General features: G+C 38.1%; 22 protein-coding genes and 1 riboswitch. Of the genes, 3 read left to right on the top strand and 19 right to left on the bottom strand.

What is annotated here, in order from left to right; all coding sequences use genetic code 11:
- Nucleotides 1–90: 90 nt before the first annotated feature.
- Entirely contained in the window at nt 91–1,785 is a 1,695-nt protein-coding gene (locus PVA17_RS13955; RefSeq protein ID WP_274068033.1) for a methyl-accepting chemotaxis protein, read from the top strand.
- Between the two features lie 173 nt (nt 1,786–1,958).
- On the opposite strand, the gene PVA17_RS13950 is transcribed toward PVA17_RS13955, so the two are convergent.
- The 6 genes from PVA17_RS13950 to PVA17_RS13925 form a co-directional block, all read right to left on the bottom strand.
- On the bottom strand, nt 1,959–2,642 hold the full coding sequence (locus tag PVA17_RS13950) for a hypothetical protein (protein ID WP_274068032.1): 684 nt from the start codon (nt 2,640–2,642) through the stop codon (nt 1,959–1,961).
- A 198-nt stretch (nt 2,643–2,840) separates the two neighbouring features.
- Entirely contained in the window at nt 2,841–4,337 is a 1,497-nt protein-coding gene (locus PVA17_RS13945; protein ID WP_274068031.1) for a sodium:solute symporter family protein, read from the bottom strand.
- A gap of 24 nt (nt 4,338–4,361) precedes the next feature.
- Nucleotides 4,362–5,114: an SDR family NAD(P)-dependent oxidoreductase gene (locus PVA17_RS13940; protein WP_132363436.1), complete on the bottom strand. Its 753-nt coding sequence runs from the start codon at nt 5,112–5,114 to the stop codon at nt 4,362–4,364.
- Entirely contained in the window at nt 5,114–6,856 is a 1,743-nt protein-coding gene (locus PVA17_RS13935; protein WP_274068030.1) for a methyl-accepting chemotaxis protein, read from the bottom strand. Before PVA17_RS13935 ends, PVA17_RS13940 begins: the two co-directional genes overlap by 1 nt.
- Nucleotides 6,857–6,964: 108 nt before the next feature.
- Nucleotides 6,965–7,050: riboswitch (cyclic di-GMP riboswitch) on the bottom strand.
- A 213-nt stretch (nt 7,051–7,263) separates the two neighbouring features.
- Nucleotides 7,264–7,458: a hypothetical protein gene (locus tag PVA17_RS13930; RefSeq protein ID WP_132363440.1), complete on the bottom strand. Its 195-nt coding sequence runs from the start codon at nt 7,456–7,458 to the stop codon at nt 7,264–7,266.
- A 264-nt stretch (nt 7,459–7,722) separates the two neighbouring features.
- Complete coding sequence (locus tag PVA17_RS13925; protein WP_132363442.1) at nt 7,723–8,217, bottom strand: YehS family protein; 495 nt, start codon at nt 8,215–8,217, stop codon at nt 7,723–7,725.
- Between the two features lie 205 nt (nt 8,218–8,422).
- On the opposite strand from PVA17_RS13925, the gene PVA17_RS13920 reads away from it, so the two are divergent.
- Nucleotides 8,423–8,620 carry an alpha/beta-type small acid-soluble spore protein gene (locus tag PVA17_RS13920; RefSeq protein ID WP_053483023.1) on the top strand — a complete coding sequence of 66 codons (198 nt, stop codon included), beginning with the start codon at nt 8,423–8,425 and terminating at the stop codon, nt 8,618–8,620.
- 327 nt (nt 8,621–8,947) lie between these two features.
- Here PVA17_RS13920 and PVA17_RS13915 read toward each other — a convergent pair whose 3' ends face one another.
- Nucleotides 8,948–10,162 (bottom strand): MFS transporter, encoded by a 1,215-nt coding sequence (locus tag PVA17_RS13915; protein ID WP_274068029.1) that lies wholly within the window; start codon nt 10,160–10,162, stop codon nt 8,948–8,950.
- Nucleotides 10,163–10,757: 595 nt separating this feature from the next.
- Here PVA17_RS13915 and PVA17_RS13910 point away from each other — a divergent pair.
- A complete protein-coding gene (locus PVA17_RS13910; protein ID WP_274068028.1) occupies nt 10,758–11,681 on the top strand; it encodes a GNAT family N-acetyltransferase in 924 nt (307 codons plus the stop codon).
- A 37-nt stretch (nt 11,682–11,718) separates the two neighbouring features.
- On the opposite strand, the gene PVA17_RS13905 is transcribed toward PVA17_RS13910, so the two are convergent.
- The 12 genes from PVA17_RS13905 to PVA17_RS13850 all read right to left on the bottom strand — a co-directional run bounded on the left by PVA17_RS13905 (nt 11,719) and on the right by PVA17_RS13850 (nt 24,887).
- Nucleotides 11,719–12,687: a tRNA dihydrouridine synthase gene (locus PVA17_RS13905; RefSeq protein ID WP_274068027.1), complete on the bottom strand. Its 969-nt coding sequence runs from the start codon at nt 12,685–12,687 to the stop codon at nt 11,719–11,721.
- 274 nt (nt 12,688–12,961) lie between these two features.
- Nucleotides 12,962–13,150, bottom strand: a complete 189-nt coding sequence (locus PVA17_RS13900) for a hypothetical protein (RefSeq protein WP_132363450.1) — start codon at nt 13,148–13,150, stop codon at nt 12,962–12,964.
- Between the two features lie 5 nt (nt 13,151–13,155).
- Nucleotides 13,156–14,523: a 23S rRNA (uracil(1939)-C(5))-methyltransferase RlmD gene (gene rlmD / locus PVA17_RS13895; RefSeq protein WP_274068026.1), complete on the bottom strand. Its 1,368-nt coding sequence runs from the start codon at nt 14,521–14,523 to the stop codon at nt 13,156–13,158.
- 160 nt (nt 14,524–14,683) lie between these two features.
- The gene (gene cydS / locus PVA17_RS13890) at nt 14,684–14,806 is read right to left on the bottom strand and encodes a cytochrome bd oxidase small subunit CydS family protein (RefSeq protein ID WP_256469478.1); all 123 of its coding nucleotides are present in this window, start codon (nt 14,804–14,806) and stop codon (nt 14,684–14,686) included.
- A gap of 13 nt (nt 14,807–14,819) precedes the next feature.
- A complete protein-coding gene (locus PVA17_RS13885) occupies nt 14,820–15,845 on the bottom strand; it encodes a cytochrome d ubiquinol oxidase subunit II (RefSeq protein ID WP_274068025.1) in 1,026 nt (341 codons plus the stop codon).
- Entirely contained in the window at nt 15,842–17,188 is a 1,347-nt protein-coding gene (locus PVA17_RS13880) for a cytochrome ubiquinol oxidase subunit I (RefSeq protein WP_132363456.1), read from the bottom strand. Before PVA17_RS13880 ends, PVA17_RS13885 begins: the two co-directional genes overlap by 4 nt.
- A 609-nt stretch (nt 17,189–17,797) precedes the next feature.
- Nucleotides 17,798–18,712 (bottom strand): diacylglycerol kinase, encoded by a 915-nt coding sequence (locus tag PVA17_RS13875; RefSeq protein ID WP_248717208.1) that lies wholly within the window; start codon nt 18,710–18,712, stop codon nt 17,798–17,800.
- A 134-nt stretch (nt 18,713–18,846) separates the two neighbouring features.
- Nucleotides 18,847–19,407, bottom strand: a complete 561-nt coding sequence (locus tag PVA17_RS13870) for a thioredoxin family protein (protein ID WP_274068024.1) — start codon at nt 19,405–19,407, stop codon at nt 18,847–18,849.
- A gap of 239 nt (nt 19,408–19,646) precedes the next feature.
- Nucleotides 19,647–21,074 carry an Asp-tRNA(Asn)/Glu-tRNA(Gln) amidotransferase subunit GatB gene (gatB, locus tag PVA17_RS13865; RefSeq protein ID WP_132363462.1) on the bottom strand — a complete coding sequence of 476 codons (1,428 nt, stop codon included), beginning with the start codon at nt 21,072–21,074 and terminating at the stop codon, nt 19,647–19,649.
- A 1-nt stretch (nt 21,075) separates the two neighbouring features.
- The gene (gatA, locus tag PVA17_RS13860) at nt 21,076–22,539 is read right to left on the bottom strand and encodes an Asp-tRNA(Asn)/Glu-tRNA(Gln) amidotransferase subunit GatA (RefSeq protein ID WP_274068023.1); all 1,464 of its coding nucleotides are present in this window, start codon (nt 22,537–22,539) and stop codon (nt 21,076–21,078) included.
- A gap of 24 nt (nt 22,540–22,563) precedes the next feature.
- Nucleotides 22,564–22,851 carry an Asp-tRNA(Asn)/Glu-tRNA(Gln) amidotransferase subunit GatC gene (gene gatC, locus PVA17_RS13855; protein WP_010857153.1) on the bottom strand — a complete coding sequence of 96 codons (288 nt, stop codon included), beginning with the start codon at nt 22,849–22,851 and terminating at the stop codon, nt 22,564–22,566.
- 905 nt (nt 22,852–23,756) lie between these two features.
- On the bottom strand, nt 23,757–24,887 hold the full coding sequence (locus tag PVA17_RS13850; RefSeq protein ID WP_274068022.1) for a CamS family sex pheromone protein: 1,131 nt from the start codon (nt 24,885–24,887) through the stop codon (nt 23,757–23,759).
- Between the last annotated feature and the right edge of the window lie 50 nt (nt 24,888–24,937).

Raw genomic sequence — 24,937 nt, 5'->3', positions numbered from 1 at the left:
TAAAAGGGCTTATTTATCTAAAGATTTAGTTATAAAATAATATTTGTACTATAACAACAATTACATAGAGACAGCAAAGGGTGGGAAAAGATGAAAGGTATTTTTCAGTTTAAAACACTTAAAGCTCGAATATTAAGTGCATTTCTTCTGTTATTAGTATTAGTGGTTTGTTTTACAGCCTATTCTTATATTTCTAATAATAAGATGGAAAAACAAGCAGAAGGTTTAATAAAAGAAGATTTACAAGTCTTAACGGCAAGTAAAAATTTAGCAATGTCTATGAGCGTTCGTCTCTCAGCAGCTTTAAGTTATGTTGTATCTGGTGATGAAAAATACATAGAAATGTTCAATGAATATCGTAAAATCGCAGAGGAAAATAACAGTATTGTAGAGAAATACGAAAATACACCTGAGCGTGATGCGCTAGTAGAAATGGCACGTACATGGAGCAATCGCGTTAACACCGAAGTATTCGATGTTTATAAAAAAGGTGATAGAGAATTAGCATTAAAAAATTTAACAGCTATGAATAATCTTGTAACCGAAGTTCGTATTGGTTATGAAGACTTAGCCAATAAACGCTCGGATTCCATTACTACAGTAGGTGATGACGTAGTATCCACGAGTTTAAGCAATAAAACAGTTGGACTGATTGTTAGCATCGTATTGACAATCGCAGGTGTGCTAATCGCTATTGTCACTGCTAGAGATATTTCTAAGCCTATTACAATTGTCACAAAGCGCATGAGTGAATTAGCGGATGGCAATTTGCAACATGAACTACTTCCAGTAACTCATCGTGATGAGATTGGTCAATTAATGCTTTCCGCCAATGAAATGAATGAAAAATTAAAGCAAACGATTAGCTCAATCTATACCGTTTCCGAAACAGTAGCAGCGAGCAGCGAGGAGCTGGCCCAATCTTCGAATGAAGTGCAAACAGGTACAGAACAAATTACCGTGACTATGCAGGAGCTAGCCTCTGGCACAGAAACGCAAGCATCTACAGCAGGTGATTTAGCCGGAACAATGTCTTCTTTCCAACGTAGTATTCACGAAACAACACAGGAAGGCATTAAATTAAAAGAACATTCAAGTCATGTACAAGAACTAACAACAACTGGTAAAGACTTAATGATACAGTCAACACAACAAATGGCAGCTATTAATGAGATTGTGTTAAATTCAGTGAAAAAAGTTGAAGGCTTGAATGTGCAGTCGGCTGAAATTTCCAAACTTGTTTCTGTCATTGATGACATTTCAAATCAAACAAATTTACTTGCCTTAAACGCTGCCATCGAAGCGGCTCGCGCAGGAGAGCATGGTAAAGGTTTTGCAGTTGTAGCTGATGAAGTTCGTAAACTGGCAGAACAAGTACAATTCTCTGTCACTGATATTTCAACAATCGTCAACCGTATTCAAGGAGAAACTGGCAACGTAACAGCTGCTCTGCAATCCGGCTATGAGGAAGTAAAAAGAGGAAACGCCCAACTAAATCAAACAAACGAAACATTTGACCAAATTTCGGAAGCCGTTGAAGAAATGATCCTTAATATAAATACCATTTCAGGCAATCTTAATAAAGTTGCTCAAAATTCCGAGTCTATCAATGTCTCTATTGATGAAATGGCTTCTATTTCTCAAGAGTCTGCAGCTGGTGTAGAACAAACAACAGCAACAGTAGAGGAAACTGCCGCTACTATGGAGGAAATTTCAAGAAGTGCAAATCAACTCGCTAGTATGGCTGAAGAGCTAAATATCCAATTACAGCAATTTAAAATTTAAAGTACCAGTTCTTAATTTGAGGAACGTGAACGTGTTAGGTCTTTAACAGAGATTTCTTTGTACCCCGAGCAGTTTGGTACACTTCGGTTCACTACTTAACGTTTAAAATATCAAGCTATAAAAAAGCTATCTCGACATTGCGTTCGAGATAGCTTTCATTGCTACATATTAATTTATTGCCACTGTCTAATGGGTACCCTTTCAAGCTCATAACGTTTGATAATAACACTGATCTTCTGAAACCATTCCTCACATAACTGTAACGCTTCTTGATACTCATCCTCTTCTCTTGATATAGGCTCACCAATATCGAGAAAATCATATTCTAGAATAGGATCAGATAAGTTATCAGCTACAATTTTCAACGTCAATTGAGACACAGCGTTATCCCCAAGGTCCTCATCATCGAACTCCTCTTCTATATCTAGATCTTCACCAAGTAATGAACCACCTATTAAACTGTTGCTAGTCCTAGCAATATACATGTCGTCCTCTACTATAGCAACTTCATATATTTTATTGAATGAGATTTCTTTTTTAATCAAATCTTCTTCTAAATTTTCTCTACTTACGAGAAAAAGTGTATTTGTTAGTTCATTTAGTAATAAAGCATTTAAACAATCATTTGAGATGATGCAATGTGTATGAGGGATAGCCATAAGCTCCTCCTCACTCGCATCTATCATTTCATTTAATCTATCGTTATAGATATACCATTCTTTAACATATCGCATAATTCCTGCTATTAATACACCTAAACCAATTAAAAAATAGATGTTGCTAAAGATAGCCGCTTCGACTAACTTTGCTAGTAATAAATAGGTCATTCCTAGAAATACAAGAAAAAAGGTTTTCATCCATATCCCACCCTCAAAAAGATAATCGATAGGTTTATTTCATCCATGTTAATAGAAAGTTTATTCAAACCTTTATCTTTTCATTCTTAATTTCTGGGGGACCATTCTTTTTCCATTAAATGTTATTTTCGCAAAAAAAAACATGAGGGCATTACAAATCAATGCCCTCATATTTCCGTTTTTATTTAACAATAATTATCAATTTAAATGTTCCTTTAATTCCTCTTTACTGCCTACATTGTCTAAAGTCTTATCTTTTTCAATTTTATGCATCTCGAGAACATGTTGTGAAGGTGGAATAATCAAACTAACAATAACAATTGTAATACCTGTGATCACAACGCCTGAGAAAACAGGTGCCTGCCACAGCTCATTTAATAAACCTAAAAATCCCTCTGATTGGATAGGAAGACTAGGCACATGTGTTAAAGATGTAAGAATGTAATAAACTAACCCGACAGATATACTCGCCCAAACTGCAGGTGTACTTACTCGCTTCCAAAACGGCCCTAAAACGATTGGCCAGAAAATTGTTACGAATATAATATCCCATGCCAAGTAGGCTAAATCAATGACTTTCTGGAAGCTGACCGCTAAAACTAAACCAAGCAAAGCACTTAAAATAATAATAAGTCTTGAAAATTTTAATAGTTTTTTAGGATCTGGGTTACGATTAATAAAGTCTAAATAAATGTTTTTTGTGACAATTCCTGAAGTTGCAACATAACACGCGGCTACCGTAGACATTCCCATCGCTGCCATTGCTGTTAAAAAGATAGCTGCTAATAACGGTGGGAAATATCCTTGAGCAAAGGCAAGCATCAATGTCTCTGGATTTGTACTACCAGGATAAATCGTTTTGAACGCTTCTCCTAGCATACCCGGAATCCAGCTAATCGCGATAATAATAGTCCCAGCTATAATCATACTGCGCTGAGCTACTTTTGGACTTTTAGCCGCGGCTACCCGTTGTCCTAAGTCCACTGCCGGAATATCACCAAGTGCTAACACAAGATATAATGTCCAAAACTCTGCTCCAGCCTTATTGAAGAGTTCACTAATATTCCACCACTCCGGGTTAAATGTTACATCAGGGTAATAGAATAAGATAAAAATTGTGATCCCTACTATACCCGCTACTGCCAGTGCCCCCTGAACAATTTCCGTATAGGCTACAGCCCAAAGGCCTCCAATTACAGAATATAAGGCAGTTAATGATACAAAAAGTAATGCTGCTGGTACGAAATCAATTTGTAATAGCTGCTGAATAATATATGTGCCACCAACTGTTAACGCAGCAGCATTAAAGACACCAAAGGCAATCGCCATTACGACGCCTGTATAAGCCCCGAGCTTTTTACTGCCATATCTTAATCCATAGTAATCTGCTAATGTCCAGCCCTTTAATCTACGTAATGGCTTCGTCCAAATGAGTGCTCCAAGAATCATACAAGTCCCTAAACCGCCCATTGTCGCTGACCCTTCAAAGCCGCCACTTGTATAACCAGAGCCTACTGCTGCAAAGAAAAATGGGGCTGCTAATAAGGCAGCCACTAGACTTCCTGTAACAACAGATAAAGGCATGCTCCACCCAGCAACAATTAAATCCTCCGCAGTATTAACTCGTTTGTATCCTTTATATCCAATGTAATAAATAAAAATTAAGTATAAGCTAAAGATCATTATATTTAACATAGTATTGCTCCTCAGTTTTTCACATTAACCGTTCATAACGACTCCGCCATTTGGTGTTAATATTTGACCCGTATAGAAATTCGCATTTTCTGAAGCTAAAAATAATACGGTCTTTGCGATTTCTTCTGGTTGAGCCAATCGTTTTAACGGATATTTAGCAGACTCTTCCTCTACATAATTCTCTCCAAATTCCTTCAGAATGTCTGTAAATGTACCACTAGGAGCTACTGCATTGACTAGTATCGAAGGTGCTAACTCACGTGCCAAAGCCTTCGTAAATGCATTAATACCACCCTTTGCAGCAGAATAATGCGTAAATTCCTCACAACCTAAACTACCAATATCTGAAGAAATATTAATCATTTTTCCGTTGTTTCGTTCTTTCATTCTTTTTGCTGCTTCTCGACAATTGTAGAAACAACCATATAGATGAACTTTGATCATTTTATCCCACTGCTCATCTGTTAAATCCGTAATGCTTGAAGCCTGCGCGAACCCAGCATTATTGACAAGAACATCAATTTCGCCTAACTGTTTGTCCAGATATTGATACATAGCTTGAACTTGTTGAGAATTCGATACATCTGCTTTATATTTTATAGCCTGTACACCAAACTTTTCTGCTTGCGCACGAACCTCCTCTGCTTCATTTTCATCACCAATATAATTGATACATATATTGGCCCCATGCTCGGCAAAGCCCAAAGCAATGGCTTTACCGATTCCTTTACTTGAACCCGTAATTAGTACATTTTTTCCTTTAAAATTAATGTCCATTATTGATCATTCTCCAATTTGAATTTTGCTACAAGTACCTGCAATTCTTCTGCTGTTTTTCCTAATGAAGAAGATGCTTCTTTCACCTCTTGCATGGTCGTCAATTGCTCTTGCGTTGCACTTGACACATTCGCCGAGAATTCAGAAGACTGCTCCGCAGATTGCTTAATATTATTGACAGATGCTGCTACTTCCTCCGAAGAAGCTGAAATTTGTTGAGATGCAGCTGAAATTTCGCGTATCTGACTAGCAACTTCTTCTGATGAAGTGAGAATTTCTTTAAAGATTTCCCCTACTTCGTTTGTAAACTCCATACCAGCCTTTACATCTTCTTTCCCTTTTTCCATAACAGTGATAGAGGCATTTGAATCAGCTTGTATTGTACTAATTAAATTGTATATTTCCGTTGCAGACTGTGATGATTGTTCCGCTAATCGTCTAACCTCATCAGCGACAACCGCGAAGCCTTTGCCATGCTCTCCTGCTCTAGCAGCTTCGATTGCCGCATTCAAAGCTAGTAAATTTGTTTGATCGGCTATGGCTGTAATAAGATTTACGATATCACTAATTTTTTTCGTATTGATATGTAATCCATTTATTGTTGTACCGATTTGTTCAACAGAATCATTAATCAACTCCATTTGTGCAATGACCTGCTGAACAACTTGATTTCCACGTTCTGAAGCTTGAGAAGCAGAAATAGATGATTCGGCTGCCGTATTAGCAGAGTCAGCAATTTGCTGGATGCCTGTCGCTGTTTCCTCCATAGCAGCAGCCGTTTCCTCAGTCATAACCATTGAAGCCTCAGCGTTTTGCGTGATTTGTCCCATGTCTTGGGCAATAATTGTTGAGCTGTTATATGTTTCTGCTGCATTAATAGTTAGCTGATTAGCAGCTGAAGAAACGTTGTCAGATGTATTTCTAATATTTAAAATAATATGTTGTAAATTGGAAACCATCGTTTGAATAGATTTAGATAAATTTCCTATTTCGTCCTTCGTTATTTCTAAATCTACATTTATCAATTGTCCATTCGCTACTTGATTTGCAGCGTTCACTACTTTCTTAAGTGGTTTTAATAGACGATCAATAATTATGTAGAGTAAAACTAATAGAAGTAAAATTCCAATAACAGCTAGAACGATTTGTTTTATGACACTTGTTTTAATGATCGTATTTATGTAGTCCGCAGAATAATCAATACCTAATAAAGCAATGAGCTTGCCATTGTCATCATTAATAGGGGTAAACACAGTTCGCCATGAACCATAAGGATCTTCGAAAATATCAGTTACAGCAGTGCTATTATTTTTAATTGCCAATTTAGCCGTTTTTACATGTTCATCTGCTAAATCAGTAAAGATTTCACCCGCTTCATAGACCTCGTTCAAATTAGATGTATAGCCGATCGGGTTAACGCCATCTGCGTCCTTCACATCCCAAATATAGCTCCAACTCATAATACCTTGTTCTTCTTGAATCTTATCGAGTTGCTTTTGAATTTTTTTAAATTTAGCATTCGTCTCTCCCTTTTCAGTCAATAAATCTTTAACATCATTCCTATCAAGATTCATAGCTGTCAATAAACCAACACTTTTCAACTCTTGCTCTAAATCAACAGACATTCGATTGTTTAATTCTCTAATACTTTGTGTAGTAATAATAGCAATTAGAAGCAAAACAATAATAGAAACCGTTAGTAAAAGTTTGCTTTTTAATGAAACATTTTTAAACAACTTCATGATTATTACTTCCTCCTTGATCGTATTTTGGGCAAAAAAAATAACCTATTTCAAAAGAAATAGGCATCAAAGAATATGACTAGCTATAGATGTACTTAACTAGTACTCCTTTGCAGCTCAGCCATCATAGTATTCATTACCTTAGACCTGTAGCTTTGCGTCTCTACCTTTCAGCAGATTTGCCCATCTTTTTCCTCCTCAAATTAACACAATGGGTAAAAGTAGTCAATGTAACTAGATAAAAAAACACATAATATTTACTATTTTACCAATTCAATAAAATGAATAATATTACACAATTTTCTCGGCACATCCACAATTCTCTTCAGGGAAATAAAAAACAGCTACAACGCAAAATTGTAGCTGCTACTATAATTTTTAAATAATCAATTACCCCTAAATGATTATTATTTTAGTGTCATGTATAAAACCGACGGTATAAATGCTAACGCAAACATGCAGGAATACCACATCGATGTACGGCGTAATGAAAAACGAACTTGTTTCTTTTCTGCATAAAAAATGTCTAACATTACTGAAGCAACAACAAGCGGAATCGTAACACATGCGAAAGCAACTAATAAAATGTTTAATCCAAACATAAAAGCACCCCTCTGTTCGTGAACATTTATTTTTCCTCTTTGTGACAACTTTATGTATTTTTAGTGTACACAATTCCGTCACAAATTGTCAACTATATTCAACTAAGAAAAACGCGCTTTTTACAGAATATTTTTATCACAACGAGTATTTTTACGTAATTTTTTCACAAAAAAACAACTGCAAAATGGCAGTTGCTTTGTTAATCATTAATCCATTAGTTTTTTTAAAAAATTCATACTTGACAATCCACAGTGAATGTTATTTTAATTTCTATACTTATCTGTCAGCCCTCTTAAAAAATTTCTCACAAAGCGATCGCCACATTCTTTATAGTTACGATGACTTGGATTTCTTAAAATGGCACCTAACTCGCCTTTCGAAACGCTAACGCCTCCATCATATAAAATATCGAGCATCTCCTCACTCGTTAAGGCTAACGCAATCTTTACTTTCTTTAATAACATATTATTAGGGCTTTCTTTTCCTGAAACAGGTAGTGGTCCTTCTGATTGACCTGGCTTAGGCTTTTGCGGACCTCGTTTAAATGTAATAAAGCCATTTAAAAAAGCCTCTAACATTTTATTATTACATTTAATGTATTCTTCTGGTGCTTCTTCCTCATCATAAACTTTAATGAGCATGTTCAATACTTCTTCTTTCGTATAGTCCATGCCACCTAGCTGAAAAATTTTAACCATATCTGTATTTTTGATATCTAATGCATATCTTAAACGAATTAAAATATCATTGTTCGTCATTTTAACAACCTCCATTTTTAACGGTAAAAGCGCTTCTAATAATCCTATCCTAATTGAAGCATTACTTTATTATAGCAGAGACATTCACAATTTTAGTTAGCTTTCCAAAAGTTACTTTACTATAGTATTTAGAATGTGCATTTTATTTTTTAACATGTATGATTAGCTAACTCTCGACCATTCTAATCACAAGGAGGTGAGATAAATGGCTAATCGTAGTTCAAATAAGCTTCTAGTTCCCGGTGTACATGAAGCCGTTAATCAATTGAAATATGAAATCGCACAAGAATTTAATGTACAATTAGGGCCAGAAGCCTCTTCTCGTGCAAACGGTTCAGTCGGGGGAGAAATAACAAAACGCCTCGTAGAAATGGCTGAAAAACGTTCAAAAGGTTTATTATAATAATAAAATTAAAAAAGAACGAATCGCTTTTTAAATTGGCATTCGTTCTTTCATATTTTAACTTCTTTCAGCGGGTGTCTTTAAACATCTGTACCCGTCGCACGCTTCCAGTCAAAAACATCCGCTGAAAGAAGTTAAAGCCTCCGGCGGATGTCACGGAATCGGAAAGAAGTTCGAGGATGTCATCGCATCCATGCGATAACGGCTAACTGACCTGCATCGTGCTGTTGCTGACGCAGCGTTAGCACTACGCTTTTGCGCAAAAAACATCTGCAGGCCTAAGCACAAAGCCGATTCCAGACACAATTATGCCAAGGCATCATTGATTTATTTAATTCCAACCGGTTGTAAAGCCTCGCTTGCCCCTTTTTTTAGAGTAAGCATCACGATAAAGGAAATACAATATAGGGCAGCTAAATAGATCATAACGACCGTCATATCATAACTTTGAAGAATATAGCCGACAAAGATTGGTGAAAATCCTCCAATTGCTCTACCAAAGTTAAAAATCGTATTTGTTGCTGTACTACGAATTTGCACCGGATAGAAGCTACTAATTAAAGCTCCATACCCTGCGAACATCCCGTTTGAGAAAAAGCCGACAATTGCACCACCTAATAAAATTGCGAAACTACCTGTGGCATAAGCATATAAAAACACTGCACATGCAGAGGTAAGTAAAAAGATTCCGAATGCACGCTTTGCGCCAAATCGGTCCATAACTCGCCCAAATGTTAGCATCCCAATAATCATGCCAACTGCTGTGCTAATTGTCCAAAGTGCCGAGCTTGAAACGGATAGACCTTGAGATTTTTGCAACATAGATGGCAACCAAATCATTAAGCCATTGTAACCAGCAATTTGAACAGTTGCCATAACGATTAATGATATTGTCGTCATCGAAGTTCGAGGCGTTTCAAATAGCTGCGCCAACTTCCCTTTTTCATGTTGCTTGTTGATTTTTTTATTTTTCTGAGCAGCCACCCACTCTGGTGATTCCTCAAGATTTTTTCGCACAATGTATGCGAAAATAACAGGTAACACTCCAACAAAGAATAAAGCTCTCCATCCTAAAGTCGGAAGAATAACGGCACTTAGTAACGCTGCTAAAATAACTCCATATTGAGCACCTACACTAACATAGGAAGAGGCTCTCCCTTGCTTATTCTTCGGCCAAGCCTCGGCAACAAGCGCCATACCAATACCGTATTCGCCCCCTGCACCAAGACCAGCGATAAATCTATACATATAAATTTGTTCAATATTTGTTGCTAACCCCGTTAAAGCTGTACCAAGCGCAAACAACAAGACGGTATAAGTAAATACTTTTACTCGCCCATACTTATCAGCTAAAACCCCGAAAATAATGCCACCTAACAGCATACCAATATTCGTTACGGAAGAAATGAGCCCACCTGTTGCGAAATCAATGTTAAATTCCGAAATAATCATTGTCATCGCAAAGGAGATAAACATAATGTCCATCCCTTCCAACGTTAAACCAGCTACTGAAGCTACCACTGTTTTCTTACGATAATCCATCTTTACAATCCTCCAGTTTCTTGTTGATAAAAAGCTCTTTTTGAGGGAATGGATTATACAATTCTTGTCCATTCTCTTTTGAAGCCTCACGGGACTCCATTAAAAGAGGTTAAATGCAAAATAAAAGCCCTCCTGTCACAGAGGACAAAAGGGCATGCCAAATCAAAGATATTATTAGCCTTAAAATATCAAGTAGCCCTTTTCAGCCTCTCTGGACCGTATTAAAGGAATTTTATTTCGTTCTTTTATGTTGTTCTACATTTTATAAGATTATTATTAAAAAAGCAATGCCTTATAGTAGAAAAAATCACCTTCTAGTTAGATAGGAGGCCATTTTATATTAAAAAAGTCTTCAGACTGTACAACAGTATACCCATAGCGCTCCAAGCTTTCTTGAATAAGCGCACTTAATTCAGTATCGTCTTCAATTGTACATCGTTAATTCTCCTTTTGGGCAATGGGTAACAGGCTATTTTAGAAAGATTTAAGCACCAAAAATATTATTACATATAATACCATTTTATGATATATAATGTATAGATATCGCATAGTAACCTTCTAAACTGCGAAATCCCATACTACGAGGAGGATTATTTTGGGCCAATCATCAACAGAAATTTTCATACGTAATTTCGAACATGGAGACATGCCTTTACTTAGAGAATTGTACCAATCCGTAACAGCAAAAGAAAATGCGACATTTTGGTGGGTCGGAGACGAAGATAATTGGCGTAACGTTTATTGCGCATTTGAAAATGGGAAAATGGTCGCTAAGGGGCAAGTTAGTATCATTAACGTTGTACCCCCCGGTCGTTCAATAGAGAATAACCACTCAATATACGTTAATCTTAAAACTATTTCTGACAGAGAACATGACATTGCTCTGCTCGATAAAGTCTATCAATATCTTTTTACAAGAGCACAACAATTAAAGGAAACTTTGCCTAAAGAATATGGAACAATCCTATGCGTTGGTAACGACTCCGAAGAAACTGCAAACAATCAGTTTTTTATCCAAAAAGGCTACCTCCCTTTAAATAGCCTATATCGTATGAATCGTGATTTGAATAAACCTATTCCTGCATTAACATTACAAGAAGAATTTCAATTCTCACACTGGAACATGGAGACATCTAGCGAGGAAAGAGATTATCTCGATATAGAAGCCGAAATTTGGCCAGACACTCCACTTGGTCTAAATAGGTTATCTGAATACAAGAACAACAAGCTATGGACATCCATGGTCATATGTCAAACAGACGTTATAATTGGCGGACTGATGGCATGGCAAGAAGAAGACTACGGTGTAATAGAGGACGTTTTTGTCCGTAAACCGTGGAGGAAACGTGGTATTGCCCAGTTTTTGCTTACGCAAGCCATGACATACCTTAAGTCTCATCAGCTACAAAAAGCTACTCTCATGGTACTAACTACAAATAAGTCAGCTTTATCTCTATACGAGTCGGTCGGTTTTTATACGGATACAGAAGAGATAAGGTACTTTACAAAACTGAATTAGGCAACGAAAAAGAGGGGTTCATTGCCCCTCTTTTTCGTCATTTAACATTGTTTGATTCAAAGTTATCAAGTAATGCGCGCACTTCATCTGTTGATTTCGTGTTCATCAATTGATTTCTTAATTCACCAGCTCCACGGAATCCTTTAACATAAATTTTGAAAAAGCGATGCAGCCCAGAGATTGAACGTGGTAGTACTTCTGCATATTGATCTTGAAGATCAAGCTGCAGTCTTAAAAGATCAAGATACTCTTTACTACTATGCTCTTTCGGCTCTTTTTCAAAAGCAAATGGATTTTTAAAAATACCTCGCCCAATCATAACGCCATCAATACCATATTGTTCAGCAAGCTGTAGCCCAGTTTGACGGTCAGGAATGTCTCCATTGATTGTTAGCAACGTATTTGGTGCAATACGGTCACGCAATTTTTTGATTTCCGGAATTAGCTCCCAATGCGCATCTACTTGGCTCATTTCCTTTCTTGTACGTAAATGAATAGAAAGGTTCGCAATATCCTGCTTTAAAATATGCGTTAGCCACTCCCCCCACTCATCTACCTCTTTAAAGCCAAGTCGTGTTTTCACGCTGACAGGTAGTCCTCCTGCTTTTGCCGCTTGAATAAGCTCTGCCGCAACGTCTGGACGCAGAATAAGGCCACTACCTTTCCCTCTCGATGCCACATTCGGTACAGGACAACCCATATTAATATCGATACCTTTAAAACCTAGCTCCGCCATACCAATACTCATTTGACGAAAATATTCGGGATTATCCCCCCAAATATGTGCCACCATTGGCTGTTCATCTTCTGTAAAAATTAAACGACCACGCACACTTTTCATACCCTCTGGATGACAATAGCTATCCGAGTTTGTAAACTCTGTGAAAAATACGTCCGGTCGACCGGCTTCACTTACTACATGACGAAAAACAACATCCGTCACATCTTCCATTGGTGCAAGTACAAAAAATGGTCGCGGTAAGTCACGCCAAAAATTATCTATCATGTCAAACTCAAATCCTCTCAACTTCAAGCTCTCGATCAAAATATATGAAGCCAAATGTTCTACTTCTTTTACACTTATATCATGCTCAATAACTGATTATCAAACACAAATACATTTGGCATTTATAATTTGTGAAAGTCGGTAATGTTTATTTTCATTCACATATATCAAAAGTAACCTCTTCTATTCAAGCATAAAATTCAACCAAAACCCTTCCATGTTTACACAAAAAGGATGGAATATTCACTCCATCCTTTCAGAGTTCTATCATTTACTAATCAATCACCCGAGCAACATCCCTACCACAAGTCTTGCATTTCCCCTTCAATACAGGGGCATATTCTCCCTCTTGTATCGTGTACTTCACAATTGTCGTTACACCACAATTGCCACAAAATACGTTTTTCACGAGCATTTCTCTAATATCTTTCGGGATAGAGAGCCATTTTTTTGCTGCGTCCATTATGATCACTCCTTTAGAGTTAGTTCCGTAACAACCTCCACATGCGTCGAATGCGGGAACATATCTACAGGTTGAATCTCCTGCGTTTGATAGCCCCCATCCTCTAAAATTCGAAGGTCACGTGCTAATGTAGCTGGGTTACAGGACACATACACAACACGCTTAGGACGTTGCTCTAAAATCGTCTGAAGAAGAGCCTCATCGCAGCCTTTGCGTGGTGGGTCAACTACTAAAACATCCGCTTCTTTACCTTCCTTATACCAGCGTGGAATAACTTCCTCTGCTGGCCCAGCCTCGAAATACGTGTTCGTAAAGCCATTAAGTGCTGCATTGCGTTTTGCATCTTCAATCGCTTGTGGGACAATTTCAACCCCCATAACAGCCTTTGCTTTTTGTGCAAGGAATAAAGAAATTGTGCCGATACCACAGTATGCATCAATTACTCGTTCATCACCCTGCAAGTTAGCGTAGTCTAATGCTTGTTTGTATAGAACTTCCGTTTGCTCAGGGTTTACTTGGTAAAATGAACGGGCTGAAATTTCAAAGCGAACATCGCCAATTGTATCAATAATAACGTCCTTGCCCCACAGATTTACGGTTTCATCACCGAAAATAACGTTCGTTTTGTCGCTATTAACGTTTTGCATAATGGATGTAACATTCGGGACAAGCTTTTGGATTGTCGCAACAGCGGCTTCTTTTTGCGGGAATTTTTTCTTTTTAGTTACGACAACAACCATCACTTCACCAGTTGCTCGTGCTTTACGAATAACTACGTGGCGTAGCATTCCCTCATGTGTTTGCTCGTTGTATGGTCGAATACCGATTGCCGCTAATTCCTTTTTCAAACCTGCAAGAATAGCGTCCGCTTCTCCAGTCTGAATTAAGCATCGCTCCATATCCACAATACTATGAGACTTCGTTTTGTAGAAACCAGCAATTGCTTGTCCTGCTTCATTTGAGGAGAAAGGTATTTGCGCTTTATTACGGTAATGCCAAGGCTCTTCCATGCCCTTCACTGGTAGAACAGGCGCGTTAATTTTACCAATGCGCTGCATGACATTACGCACCATGTTTTCTTTCCATTTTAACTGTCCTTCATAAGACAGGTGCTGTAATTGGCAGCCGCCACATTGTTTGAAATATTCACAAGGCGCATCTACTCGATCTGATGATGGCTCGAGAATTTCTACGACCTTCGCAAAGCCATAGTTTTTTAACGTTTTTACAACATGTATTTCCGCCGTTTCACTAGGAAGTGCACCTTGGATAAATAATGGATAGCCATCGACCTTTGCGACGCCATTGCCATCATGTGTTAAATCTTCTATATAAACTGTTAGTCGGTCATTCTTTTTCACGGGTGCTGACATTCGTACATCCTCCATTTCAATCTCTTTATTGTAGCATGTTGAGGCGGATGAAAAAAGAACAAGGCTTCATATTAACGGCTCAAATGTGGTCGACTCCTCTTCTAACTGATCAGAAATCACTTCAAACTGATCACCTTTACACGAGTAGAAAAAAGAGCCGCTATTCGCGACTCTTCCCCTCTTTCCTTACTGTATGGTAATCTCTAGGTGCCCACCAGAATGCAGCAACTACACCTAGGATGACGACTATAAATGGTGCATAAAAAATCAAAAAGCTTGTCATAGTTGTATACCTCCTATGCGTGATTATCTTCTTTTCCTGTCACATAATTTTTGTTGAAAAGGAATAATTTCAACAGCAAGAACAGTGATGGAATAAGCAGACATAGTCCCAAAATAAACGCAATGACGAGTGCAATCGCCATTTGTGTGCTTGTAAAGCTATCGTAAATTGTTAAATACGGATACAGTAAATATGGATATTGGGCAATTCCATATGCAAAGAATGCCACTGCGAATTGGGCAATCAATAAACTAACCGCAAGACCGTAATTTTTTCGCATCCATAGTAACACTACAGTAATAATAAATAGCACGGCAGATATGGCAAACATCCACCATAAATTAACTAGGTTATTGTAACTTTCAGGGTTAATGAATTTCATTTCGTACATAATGCCGAGCGCACTCACCATTAATGGTATCGCCCAAGCAAGTGCGTATTTACGCATTAAATTTGTAGCTTCTCGATCCTTAGCTTTATGTGCATACCAAGTTAAAAACACAGCTGAAATATACAGTACCGCTGCAATGCTTAGCACGACAATACTCCAAGCAAACGGGCTCGTATACAACGTCCAATAATTCAAGAACGGTTGCCCGTCAGCAATATCAACATAGCCGCCAGCAGCAATCGCAAATACAACAGAGAGTGAGGCTGGAATAAGTAAGCCTGCTATACCATACGTCAACGTGTAACCAATATGCCCACGTGCGCCATATGATTCAAATGCATAATAGGAGCCTCGTATTGCAAGAAGCACTAGCGAAATACTAACTGGAACAAGTAAAATCGTTCCATAATAGAAAGCTGTTTGTGGGAAAAATCCAACAATCCCAACAAAGAAGAATACTAAAAAGACATTGGTTACTTCCCAAACTGGTGATAAATAACGTTTAATAATATTTGTTAAAATGTGATTTTTTCCGATTAGTAGGCTGTAGGCATTAAAAAAGCCTGCACCAAAATCGATTGAAGCTACAATGACATAACCAAATAGGAAAATCCATAAAACTGAAATACCTAAAATCTCTAATGTCATAGGATGTCACCGCCTTTTTCAGCATGGCGATCTTCTAACTCTCGCTCAATTGGATTCTTTTTGAACATACGAATTAACACGACCATACTTCCTACTCCTAATACGGCATACACACCTGTAAACAACAGCATCATTAAATCTACATGGTCACTCGTCGTGGCCCCTTCTGGTGTTCGCATTAATCCATATAAGATCCAAGGCTGTCGTCCAACTTCAGCAAGCCACCATCCTGCTTCAATCGCAATAATAGAAAGTGGTCCACCTGCAACAACAATCCATCTAAACCAACGTGAATGAATAAACTGCCAATCACGTGCTTTCCCGCATACATAAACGAGTGAAACGAGTGCCATAAACATGCCGATAAACACCATGAGATTAAAGAGGTAATGGATATATAATGGTGGTCGATCTTCTTCTGCAAATTGATCTAAGCCAATTACCTCTGCATTTGGATTATTATGTGCTAAAACACTCAAAGCATAAGGTACTTTAATAGCATATTTTACTTCTTCCCCTTCTAATACACCAAATAGTATAAGGGAAGCTTTGTCTGCCGTTTCAAAATGCCACTCAGCCGCAGCTAGTTTTTCTGGCTGATATTCTGCTAAATATTTTCCTGAAAAGTCTCCAATAATTGCTGAAGCAATGGAGAAAATCAGACCAATCTTCATAAGTAGTAATAAAGATTTTTTATGATATATATGCTTAGAACCTCTAAGCATACGATATCCTGCAATTGCTGCTAACACAAATGCGGATGTCATATAGGCTGTAACGAGAACATGCGCTACCTTTGTCGGCATTGCTGGATTAAACATTGCTAAAAATGGTTGAATATTCACTAGCTGGCCGTCTACAATATCAAATCCTTGTGGCGCATTCATAAACGCATTGACAATTGTTATAAACACAGCTGACATCGATGCACCGACAGCAACTGGGATTAACAGTAGCATATGCTTCTTCTGACTATCGAAGCGATCCCAAGTATATAGGTAGATGCCTAAAAAGATGGCTTCAAAGAAAAATGCGAACGTTTCCATGAAAAGTGGTAAGGCAATTGTCTGACCGGCAAGCTGCATGAAATTCGGCCATAGTAAGGATAACTGTAAGCCAATTGCTGTCCCTGTGACGACTCCAACTGCAACCGTAATAACAAAACCTCGTGCCCAACGTCTTGCCATTAAAATATAGTGCTCATCATTCTTTTTATACCCAGTCCATTGTGCGATCATAATCATTAACGGGACACCAACACCAATCGTTGCATAAATAATATGGAAGGATAATGTTAGTTCCGTTAATGCTCTACTCCAAAAGACTGCTGATTCATTCACCATGTCATTGCCCCCCTAACCTCCAAATATTCTTCCAAGTATGGAAAGTAGCATAATAATTGCAACACCAAAGCTTAGCCAAATGAGCTTTCTTTCCTGTGATTTATACAAAGGCAACACTTCCTTTCCCTTATCTCTACCCCATTTTCCACTATTGCAACGAAAAAAACCTTTATAATGGACCGGAATTTCGGCCTATTATAAAGGTTTCAAATTTTGTTCAAGTAATATACGCACATTTGCCAAACATTTTTCTTAATTCATTCACAATACCAATTAAAGGATGAAAATGTTCATATATATGGTGATTAACCCATTAATATGGACCATCACCAAAACGTGTGGTTGATTTCCGTTCCGGCTGGCCGCTTTCCTGGGGGCGTCCGATGAGCCGCTTCGCTACGCTGCAGGGTCTCATCTGTGACGCTAATCCCCAAGGAGTCGCCCAGCCTCCACTCCAATCAACTTATTTACATAGTAGACTTTTTAACAAAAATCCTCCACAACTTTTGGTGATGAACCATTAATCACCAAAAAATTCGATTAAACAGGCTCTCACCTTAAATTAAACAGAGCTCCACCTAAATTAAGCAGAGCTCTTTTTTATGTTCATTATATACGGTCTTCCTCACGAATATCTGCTAGTGGAACAAAAATTTCAATATGACGTTTCAAGTTTTCAAATGTTGCAGGTGCATCCCCACCATACTCACCATCTAAGTTTAAATGTATTTCATCTTCAGTAGATACTTTTACAACACTTGCCTTTTTATAAATTACACGATCATCATTCAAATGCTCGCCTCTTAATGCCATTGCAGCAAGCTGAATAAACTCAGGTAAGCTTACTTTTTTCAATACTAATAAAGTAAAGTAGCCATCATTAATACTTGCATCAGGTGCTAGCTTTTCAAAGCCACCCACTGAATTTGTTAAGCCGCATAAAAACATCATGGCATCCCCATCAAACACTTCGCCATCATATTCGATACGCATATGAGAAGCTTTAATTGATGGGATCATTTCTACTGCTTTTAAGTAATAAGCTAGCTGTCCTAGCATTGTTTTCATTTTACTTGGCACTTCATAAGTTAACTCCGTAATACGTCCGCCAGCGGCAATATTAATGAAATAGCGTTCCCCATTTAATAAACCAACATCAACCGGCAATGTTTCGCCTTTAATAATGATGTCAACTGCAGCTTCAATATTTCGCGGAATGTGCACGGCACGGGCAAAGTCATTCGTAGTGCCCATCGGAATTAAACCTACTTTCGGGCGGTTCTCAAATGAACTCACACCTGAAACAACTTCATTTAATGTGCCATCTCCACCAACTGCAATGATGATATCAAAGCCACGTTCAACTGCATTTTTTGCTGCAATGGTTGCATCGCCTTCACAAGTTGTTGCGTGACAAGATGTCTCATAGCCCGCTACCTCTAATTTTGCCAATACTTCTGGTAAATGCTTTTTAAACACTTCACGCCCAGATGTAGGATTATAAATGATTCTTGCTCGTTTCATAACATACCTTCTTTGCTTCATAAGATTCTATTTCTTTCAACGAACTATTCGTTTAAATGTTGCATTAAGCTTTCAATAGTCAACAAAAGTAAGGCATGTCCTTATTTTCTGATATGCAGCCTTACGATTTATAATTATTGTAATGCAGCTGTTACTTGCTTTTTGAAATCCTCATAGACAAATGTCCAATATGCTTTATTTGTAATATTCTCGTCACGAATTTCAGCATATAGTGCTTTTTGTGCATCTTCAAATGTAGGATCTTCTTTATCAGGTAAAGTAGCTCGCTTACTCACTACTAGTTCCTGTAATTCTGGTGCACGCGGTCCCCATTTTCCAACAACCTGCCCTGCATCATCTAATAAAATATAAATCGGAATTGCACGGCCACCGTTTGTTAAATAGCGATCAATTAAATCTGTATCAGCATCACGTAATACTGCGCGCATATCTAACCCTGCTGCCTCTGTAACTCGACGAATAACTGGATTGTTTAACATGGCGTCCCCACACCAATCCTCAGTAATTGTTAAAATTTTTGGTTGCTTGTCCTTTAGTAGTTCGATAAAACCATCGTTTAATGGCACTTCGAAGCCATCATAAATACGGAAGCTTTCCTCTTTTAACGTCGTCATATTATCCATATATTGTTGAATCGAAATCGCATCATCGAAATATTGTTGTTCAGTTTTCATTGATTACCTCCTAAAGCTATATCATGTTCTATACTATATTTTGCTATGAATACTCTTTGAAGACAACTATTAAGTGTTAATTTGGTATTTTTTAGTGTCGATTTACAGCAAATATCGTTTTACTTGGCAAGGCATTTATCTTTGTATAGATACCCTAAAGAGTCTTTTGTATGTATATTTTTTAAAATAAAAAGCCAAGAAAACGAATTTGCTCTCTTGGCCTTCTATAATAATTGCAATTAACGTTTTGCAATTTCTTGTTGTAATAATTTATTGACCATTGGTGGGTTCGCTTGACCTTTAGTAGCTTTCATAATTTGACCAACTAAGAAGCCGATAGCGCGATCCTTACCGTTTTTGAAGTCTTCAATTGATTGTGCATTGTTGTCTAAAACTTCTGTAACGATAGCAAGTAATGCACCTTCATCAGAAATTTGAACTAAACCTTTTGCTTTAACGATTTCTGCTGCGGAACCACCATTTTCTACTAATTCAGCAAATACTTTTTTACCGATTTTAGAAGAAATAGTTCCGTCAGTGATTAATTTCACCATTTCCGCAAGGTTTTCTGGCGTTAATGCAGTATCTTTAAGGTCTTTTTGTTCTGCATTTAAGTATGCAGAAACATCACCCATAAGCCAGTTTGCTGAAAGCTTTGCATCTGCACCTTTAGCTACCATAGCCTCGAAGAAGTCTGAGATTTCTTTTGAAATAACAAGAACTCCTGCATCATATGGTGTTAAGCCTAATTCATCAGCATAGCGTTTTTTACGAGCATCTGGAAGCTCAGGAATTTCTGATTTTACTCGCTCTAACCATTCATCAGAGATCGATAGACGAACTAAGTCTGGCTCTGGGAAGTAGCGGTAATCGTCAGTTCCTTCTTTTACACGCATAAGAATTGTTTTGCCTGTTTTTTCATCGAAGCGACGTGTTTCTTGCTCAATTACCCCACCTGAAAGAAGAACATCAGCTTGGCGTAATTCCTCGTGCTCTATACCACGGCGAACATAGTTGAAAGAGTTAAGGTTTTTAAGCTCTGTCTTTGTACCAAATTCTTCTTGACCATATGGACGAATAGAAATGTTGGCGTCACAACGTAGTGAACCTTCTTCCATTTTACAGTCAGAGACATCTGTATATTGGATAATTGATTTTAATTTTTCTAAGTAAGCATACGCTTCGTTTGCTGTACGAATATCTGGCTCAGAAACGATTTCTACAAGTGGTGTACCTTGACGGTTAAAGTCAACTAAAGAGTGATCACCAGAGTGAGAAAGCTTTCCTGCATCTTCTTCCATATGAAGACGCGTAATACCGATACGTTTTGTATAACCGTCTACCTCGATATCAATCCAGCCGTTTTTACCGATTGGCTTATCGAATTGAGAAATTTGATAAGCTTTCGGATTATCTGGATAGAAGTAGTTTTTACGGTCAAATTTTGTTTCTTGTTCGATTTCCATGTTAAGTGCAAGTGCTGCACGCATTGCGAAATCAACAACATTTTTATTTAGTACTGGTAGAACACCAGGATAACCTAAATCGATTACTGTAGTATTTGTATTTGGTTCAGCACCGAAATGAGCTGGTGCCGATGAGAAGATTTTTGAGTTCGTTTTTAACTCAACGTGTACTTCTAAACCAATGACTGTTTCAAAGTTCATGTTATTTTCCCTCCCAAATTTGAGGAACTTGTTTATGGAACTCGGTTGCTTGTTCAAAAGCATGAGCTACACGGTAAATTGTTGCTTCGTCGAAGTATTTACCGATAATTTGTAAGCCTAATGGCAGCTCATTTTCAAAGCCACATGGAATTGAAATGGCTGGCACACCAGCTAAGTTCATAGGAATTGTTAAAATATCATTTGCATACATCGTCATTGGATCATTAACGTTTTCACCAATTTTAAATGCTGGTGTTGGAGAAGTTGGTCCAATGATTACATCAAAGTCTTCAAATACTTTGTCATAGTCTGCTTTGATAAGTGTACGTGCTTGTTGCGCTTTTTTGTAGTAAGCATCATACGTACCTGCGCTTAATGAGTAAGTACCAAGCATGATACGACGTTTTACTTCATCACCGAAGCCTTGTGCACGTGTTTCTTTATAAAGGTCCATCAAATTATTAACATTTTCTGCACGGAAACCATAACGGATACCGTCAAAACGAGAAAGGTTAGAAGACGCTTCTGAAGAAGAAAGAATATAGTATGCTGCAAGTGCGTATTTCGAATGAGGAAGTGATACTTCTTCTACTGTAGCACCTAAGCCTTTTAATACTTCTAATGCTTCAAGCACTGATTGGCGTGCTGCTTCGCCAACACCTTCATCAAGGAATTCTTTTGGCACAGCGATACGTAAGCCTTTTACGTCGCCTGTAAGTGCTGCTGCGTAGTTTGGAACTTCTACGTTTGCAGAAGTTGAATCGTTTGAATCTAATCCTGCAATGGCTTCAAGTAAAAGCGCGTTGTCTTCAACATTACGAGTAATTGGCCCGATTTGATCTAGAGAAGATGCAAATGCAACTAAACCAAAGCGAGATACACGACCATATGTAGGTTTCATCCCTACAACACCGCAATATGCTGCTGGTTGACGGATTGAACCACCTGTATCAGAACCAAGTGAGAATGGTACTTCGCCTGCTGCTACTGCTGCTGCAGACGCACCTGAAGATCCACCTGGTACGTGGTTTAAGTTCCATGGATTTTTTGTCGTTTTATAGTACGAGTTTTCATTTGAAGAACCCATTGCAAACTCGTCCATGTTTAATTTACCGATAGTGACCATACCTGCTTCACGTAGCTTTTTAACTACTGTTGCATCGTAAATTGGCATAAAGCCTTCTAGAATTTTAGAAGCACAAGTTGTTTCTAATCCTTCTGTCACGATGTTGTCTTTAACACCGATAGGAAGACCGAAAAGTGGTCCACGCTCTTCAAATGGCACTTTGTCCATTTCAACTGCTTGTGCAGTTGCTTTTTCTTCGTTTAAAGCAAGGAAAGCTTGTACATCGCCGTCAAGCTTTGCCACACGTTCGTATGCTTCTTTTGTTAAATCAGCGATTGTTAGCTTACCCGCTTTAATGTCAGCTTGTAGCTCTTTTGCTGAACGTTCAAATAACGTCATGAGGAATCCTCCTATGTTTTAGTATTACATGATAGCTGGTACTTTTACTTGACCATCTTCTTGTTCTTTTACGTTTAACATCATTACTTCACGGTCTAAGCCTTTTGTTGCCACATCTTCACGCATTACATTTACTAGTGGTAAAACATGAGTTGTTGGTTCAACATTCGTTGTATCTAACTCGTTTAGTTGCTCTGCGAAGTCTGTAATTTTACCAAGCTGTTCAGCAAATTTCTCTGCTTCCTCTTCCGTAATTGCAAGACGTGCTAAATTTGCAACGTGTTTAACTTCTTCTTTTGTTAATTTTGCCATTTTTCCACACCTCCGAATACTCATTCAATTCATTGTTTTTGTCGATGACAATAGGGTTGAATAAAGTTAACCATGCAAATTATCATAACATTTTTCATATTAAAAATCACAACTTTCACCAAAAATAAAGAAACTTTCACTACTATGACGAAGTGTTGTCTTTAGGGACTGTCTTTAAAGTCCTTCATATAGACTTTGCTTTTCGGGAGTAGGGCATGGATTGTGTGCCATGCTCTCGGCTCTCGGTTCAAGAGGCTTTCCGTCGTTCCGAAGACTTTATCCGTCGTTCCGAGGAATCCTTCCGTCGCTTTCGCTTCTCTATCCGTCACTTCTGATGGGCTATTCTTCGCCCTTTCTTCTTTCCGTCGTTTCGAAGACTTTATCCGTCGTTCCGGGGAATCCTTCCGTCGCTTTCGCTTCTCTATCCGTCACTTCCGATGGGCTATCCGTCGCCTTTGTTTCTTTCCGTTGTTTCGAAGACTTTATCCGTCGCTCAGGGGAATCCTTCCGTCGCTTTCGCTCTTTTATCCGTCACTTCCGATGGGCTATCTGTCGCCCTTGTTTCTTTCCGTCGTTCCGAAGACTTTATCCGTCGCTCAGGGGAATCCTTCCGTCGCTTTCGCTTCTCTATCCGTCACTTCCGATGGGCTATCCGTCGCCCTTATTTCTTTCCGGCGTTTCGAAGACTTTATCCGTCGTTCCGAGGAATCCTTCCGTCGCTTTCGCTTCTCTATCCGTCGCCTTTTCTTCTATTCGTCGATCCTAGGAAACTATCCTTAACTTTTGCTCTTCTATCCGTCACTCTAAAGAGTCTATCTATCCTTCTGATTAATTCTTCCAACGTAAATTATCAAAGCCTCATTTTTCTTTCCACAAAAAATAGTCAGCTCGAGGCTGACTATATGTTAATAGATATGGACGTATGGTTCCTTTTCGCTGGTATTTTTAACGATCAATGCCTCTGGACCGTTTATTGAGGTAATATTTACTTCAACATTGATGTTATCAAATTGATTGATCAGAACACCTGTTAAATATTGAGTAAATCCTATAATTTCAGACTTGCCGTAAAATTGGATTGGCACTTCAATCGTTAGCTTTTGAATTTTTTTATTTTGATAGAAGCCTTTTCCTATTACACTAGTATAATTTGAAAAGTATTTATCTACATCTTGTTTAAAATTCTTAAAGTTATTGCTAACATCCCTGTATACATCCTGTGATTCACTAGTTGGGAATAGTACATATTCTTCGTCAATACCTTTCCAATCAGCTACGTCGTTTTGTCCTGCTTTTGCTACGCCATAGCTAAAATACGTTCCTGGAATAATATCATTGCGAGCTTTTTGTTTAAACAAGCCTACTACAATCGGTATATCTTTCAATTCATCACGGGTTCTTAAGCGAGACACAATTTCAGCGGCCATTTTCTTTCCTTGCTCAACGAGTTTTGCCTCCGGAATTGGTTCCTCATAGTACTCTCCATATTTTTCTTTTTGATAGTAATAAATAGAGTTTAAGGAAAGTCCTATCGAAATACCGCCTAACTTTACTTTATTATCACTAGTTTTTGTTAAATAATTTTGCTCAACAATATGTGATAAATAGATTGGGGCCTTCGTTGCACGTTCTTCTGCTGGCATTGAGTCCGTCGTTGGAGGATTTAAACCATCCTTCGTTTGTGAACTACGTGCAAGCCAATCTGTCACTGTGCTTTCAGCTAAATACTGCCCCTCTTGGAAGAAGTAGTTTTCTGTGTCAAACTCATTTTGGGAAAGACGCATTAAACCTGTTTCTACTTCCTTCATATCATATTTCGTAAAAATATTTGAAACTACTAATCCTCTGCTAGCACTTTGTTTATAAGGTGTTAGCGTCCTATAGTATGAATCATCAATCTGTATGCTTGGAATAATCGTTGTTTCCGCTTTTTCCTGTTGCGTCTCCTGTGTAAGCTCTGTTTCCTTCTTAGAAGGCACACAGCCGACTAGCATTGCAGCAGCGACAATTGCTGGAATGAGTCGAAATGACTTCATTATGTTTGTACTCCTTTACTGTAAATCAAATTGTGCTCGACGAATTGTTC

This window comes from Lysinibacillus sp. CNPSo 3705 (genome assembly GCF_028674935.1).
GTDB lineage: Bacteria > Bacillota > Bacilli > Bacillales_A > Planococcaceae > Lysinibacillus.
Note: the sequence above shows the minus strand (reverse complement) of the source record. Positions and strands in the feature narration are given on the sequence as shown.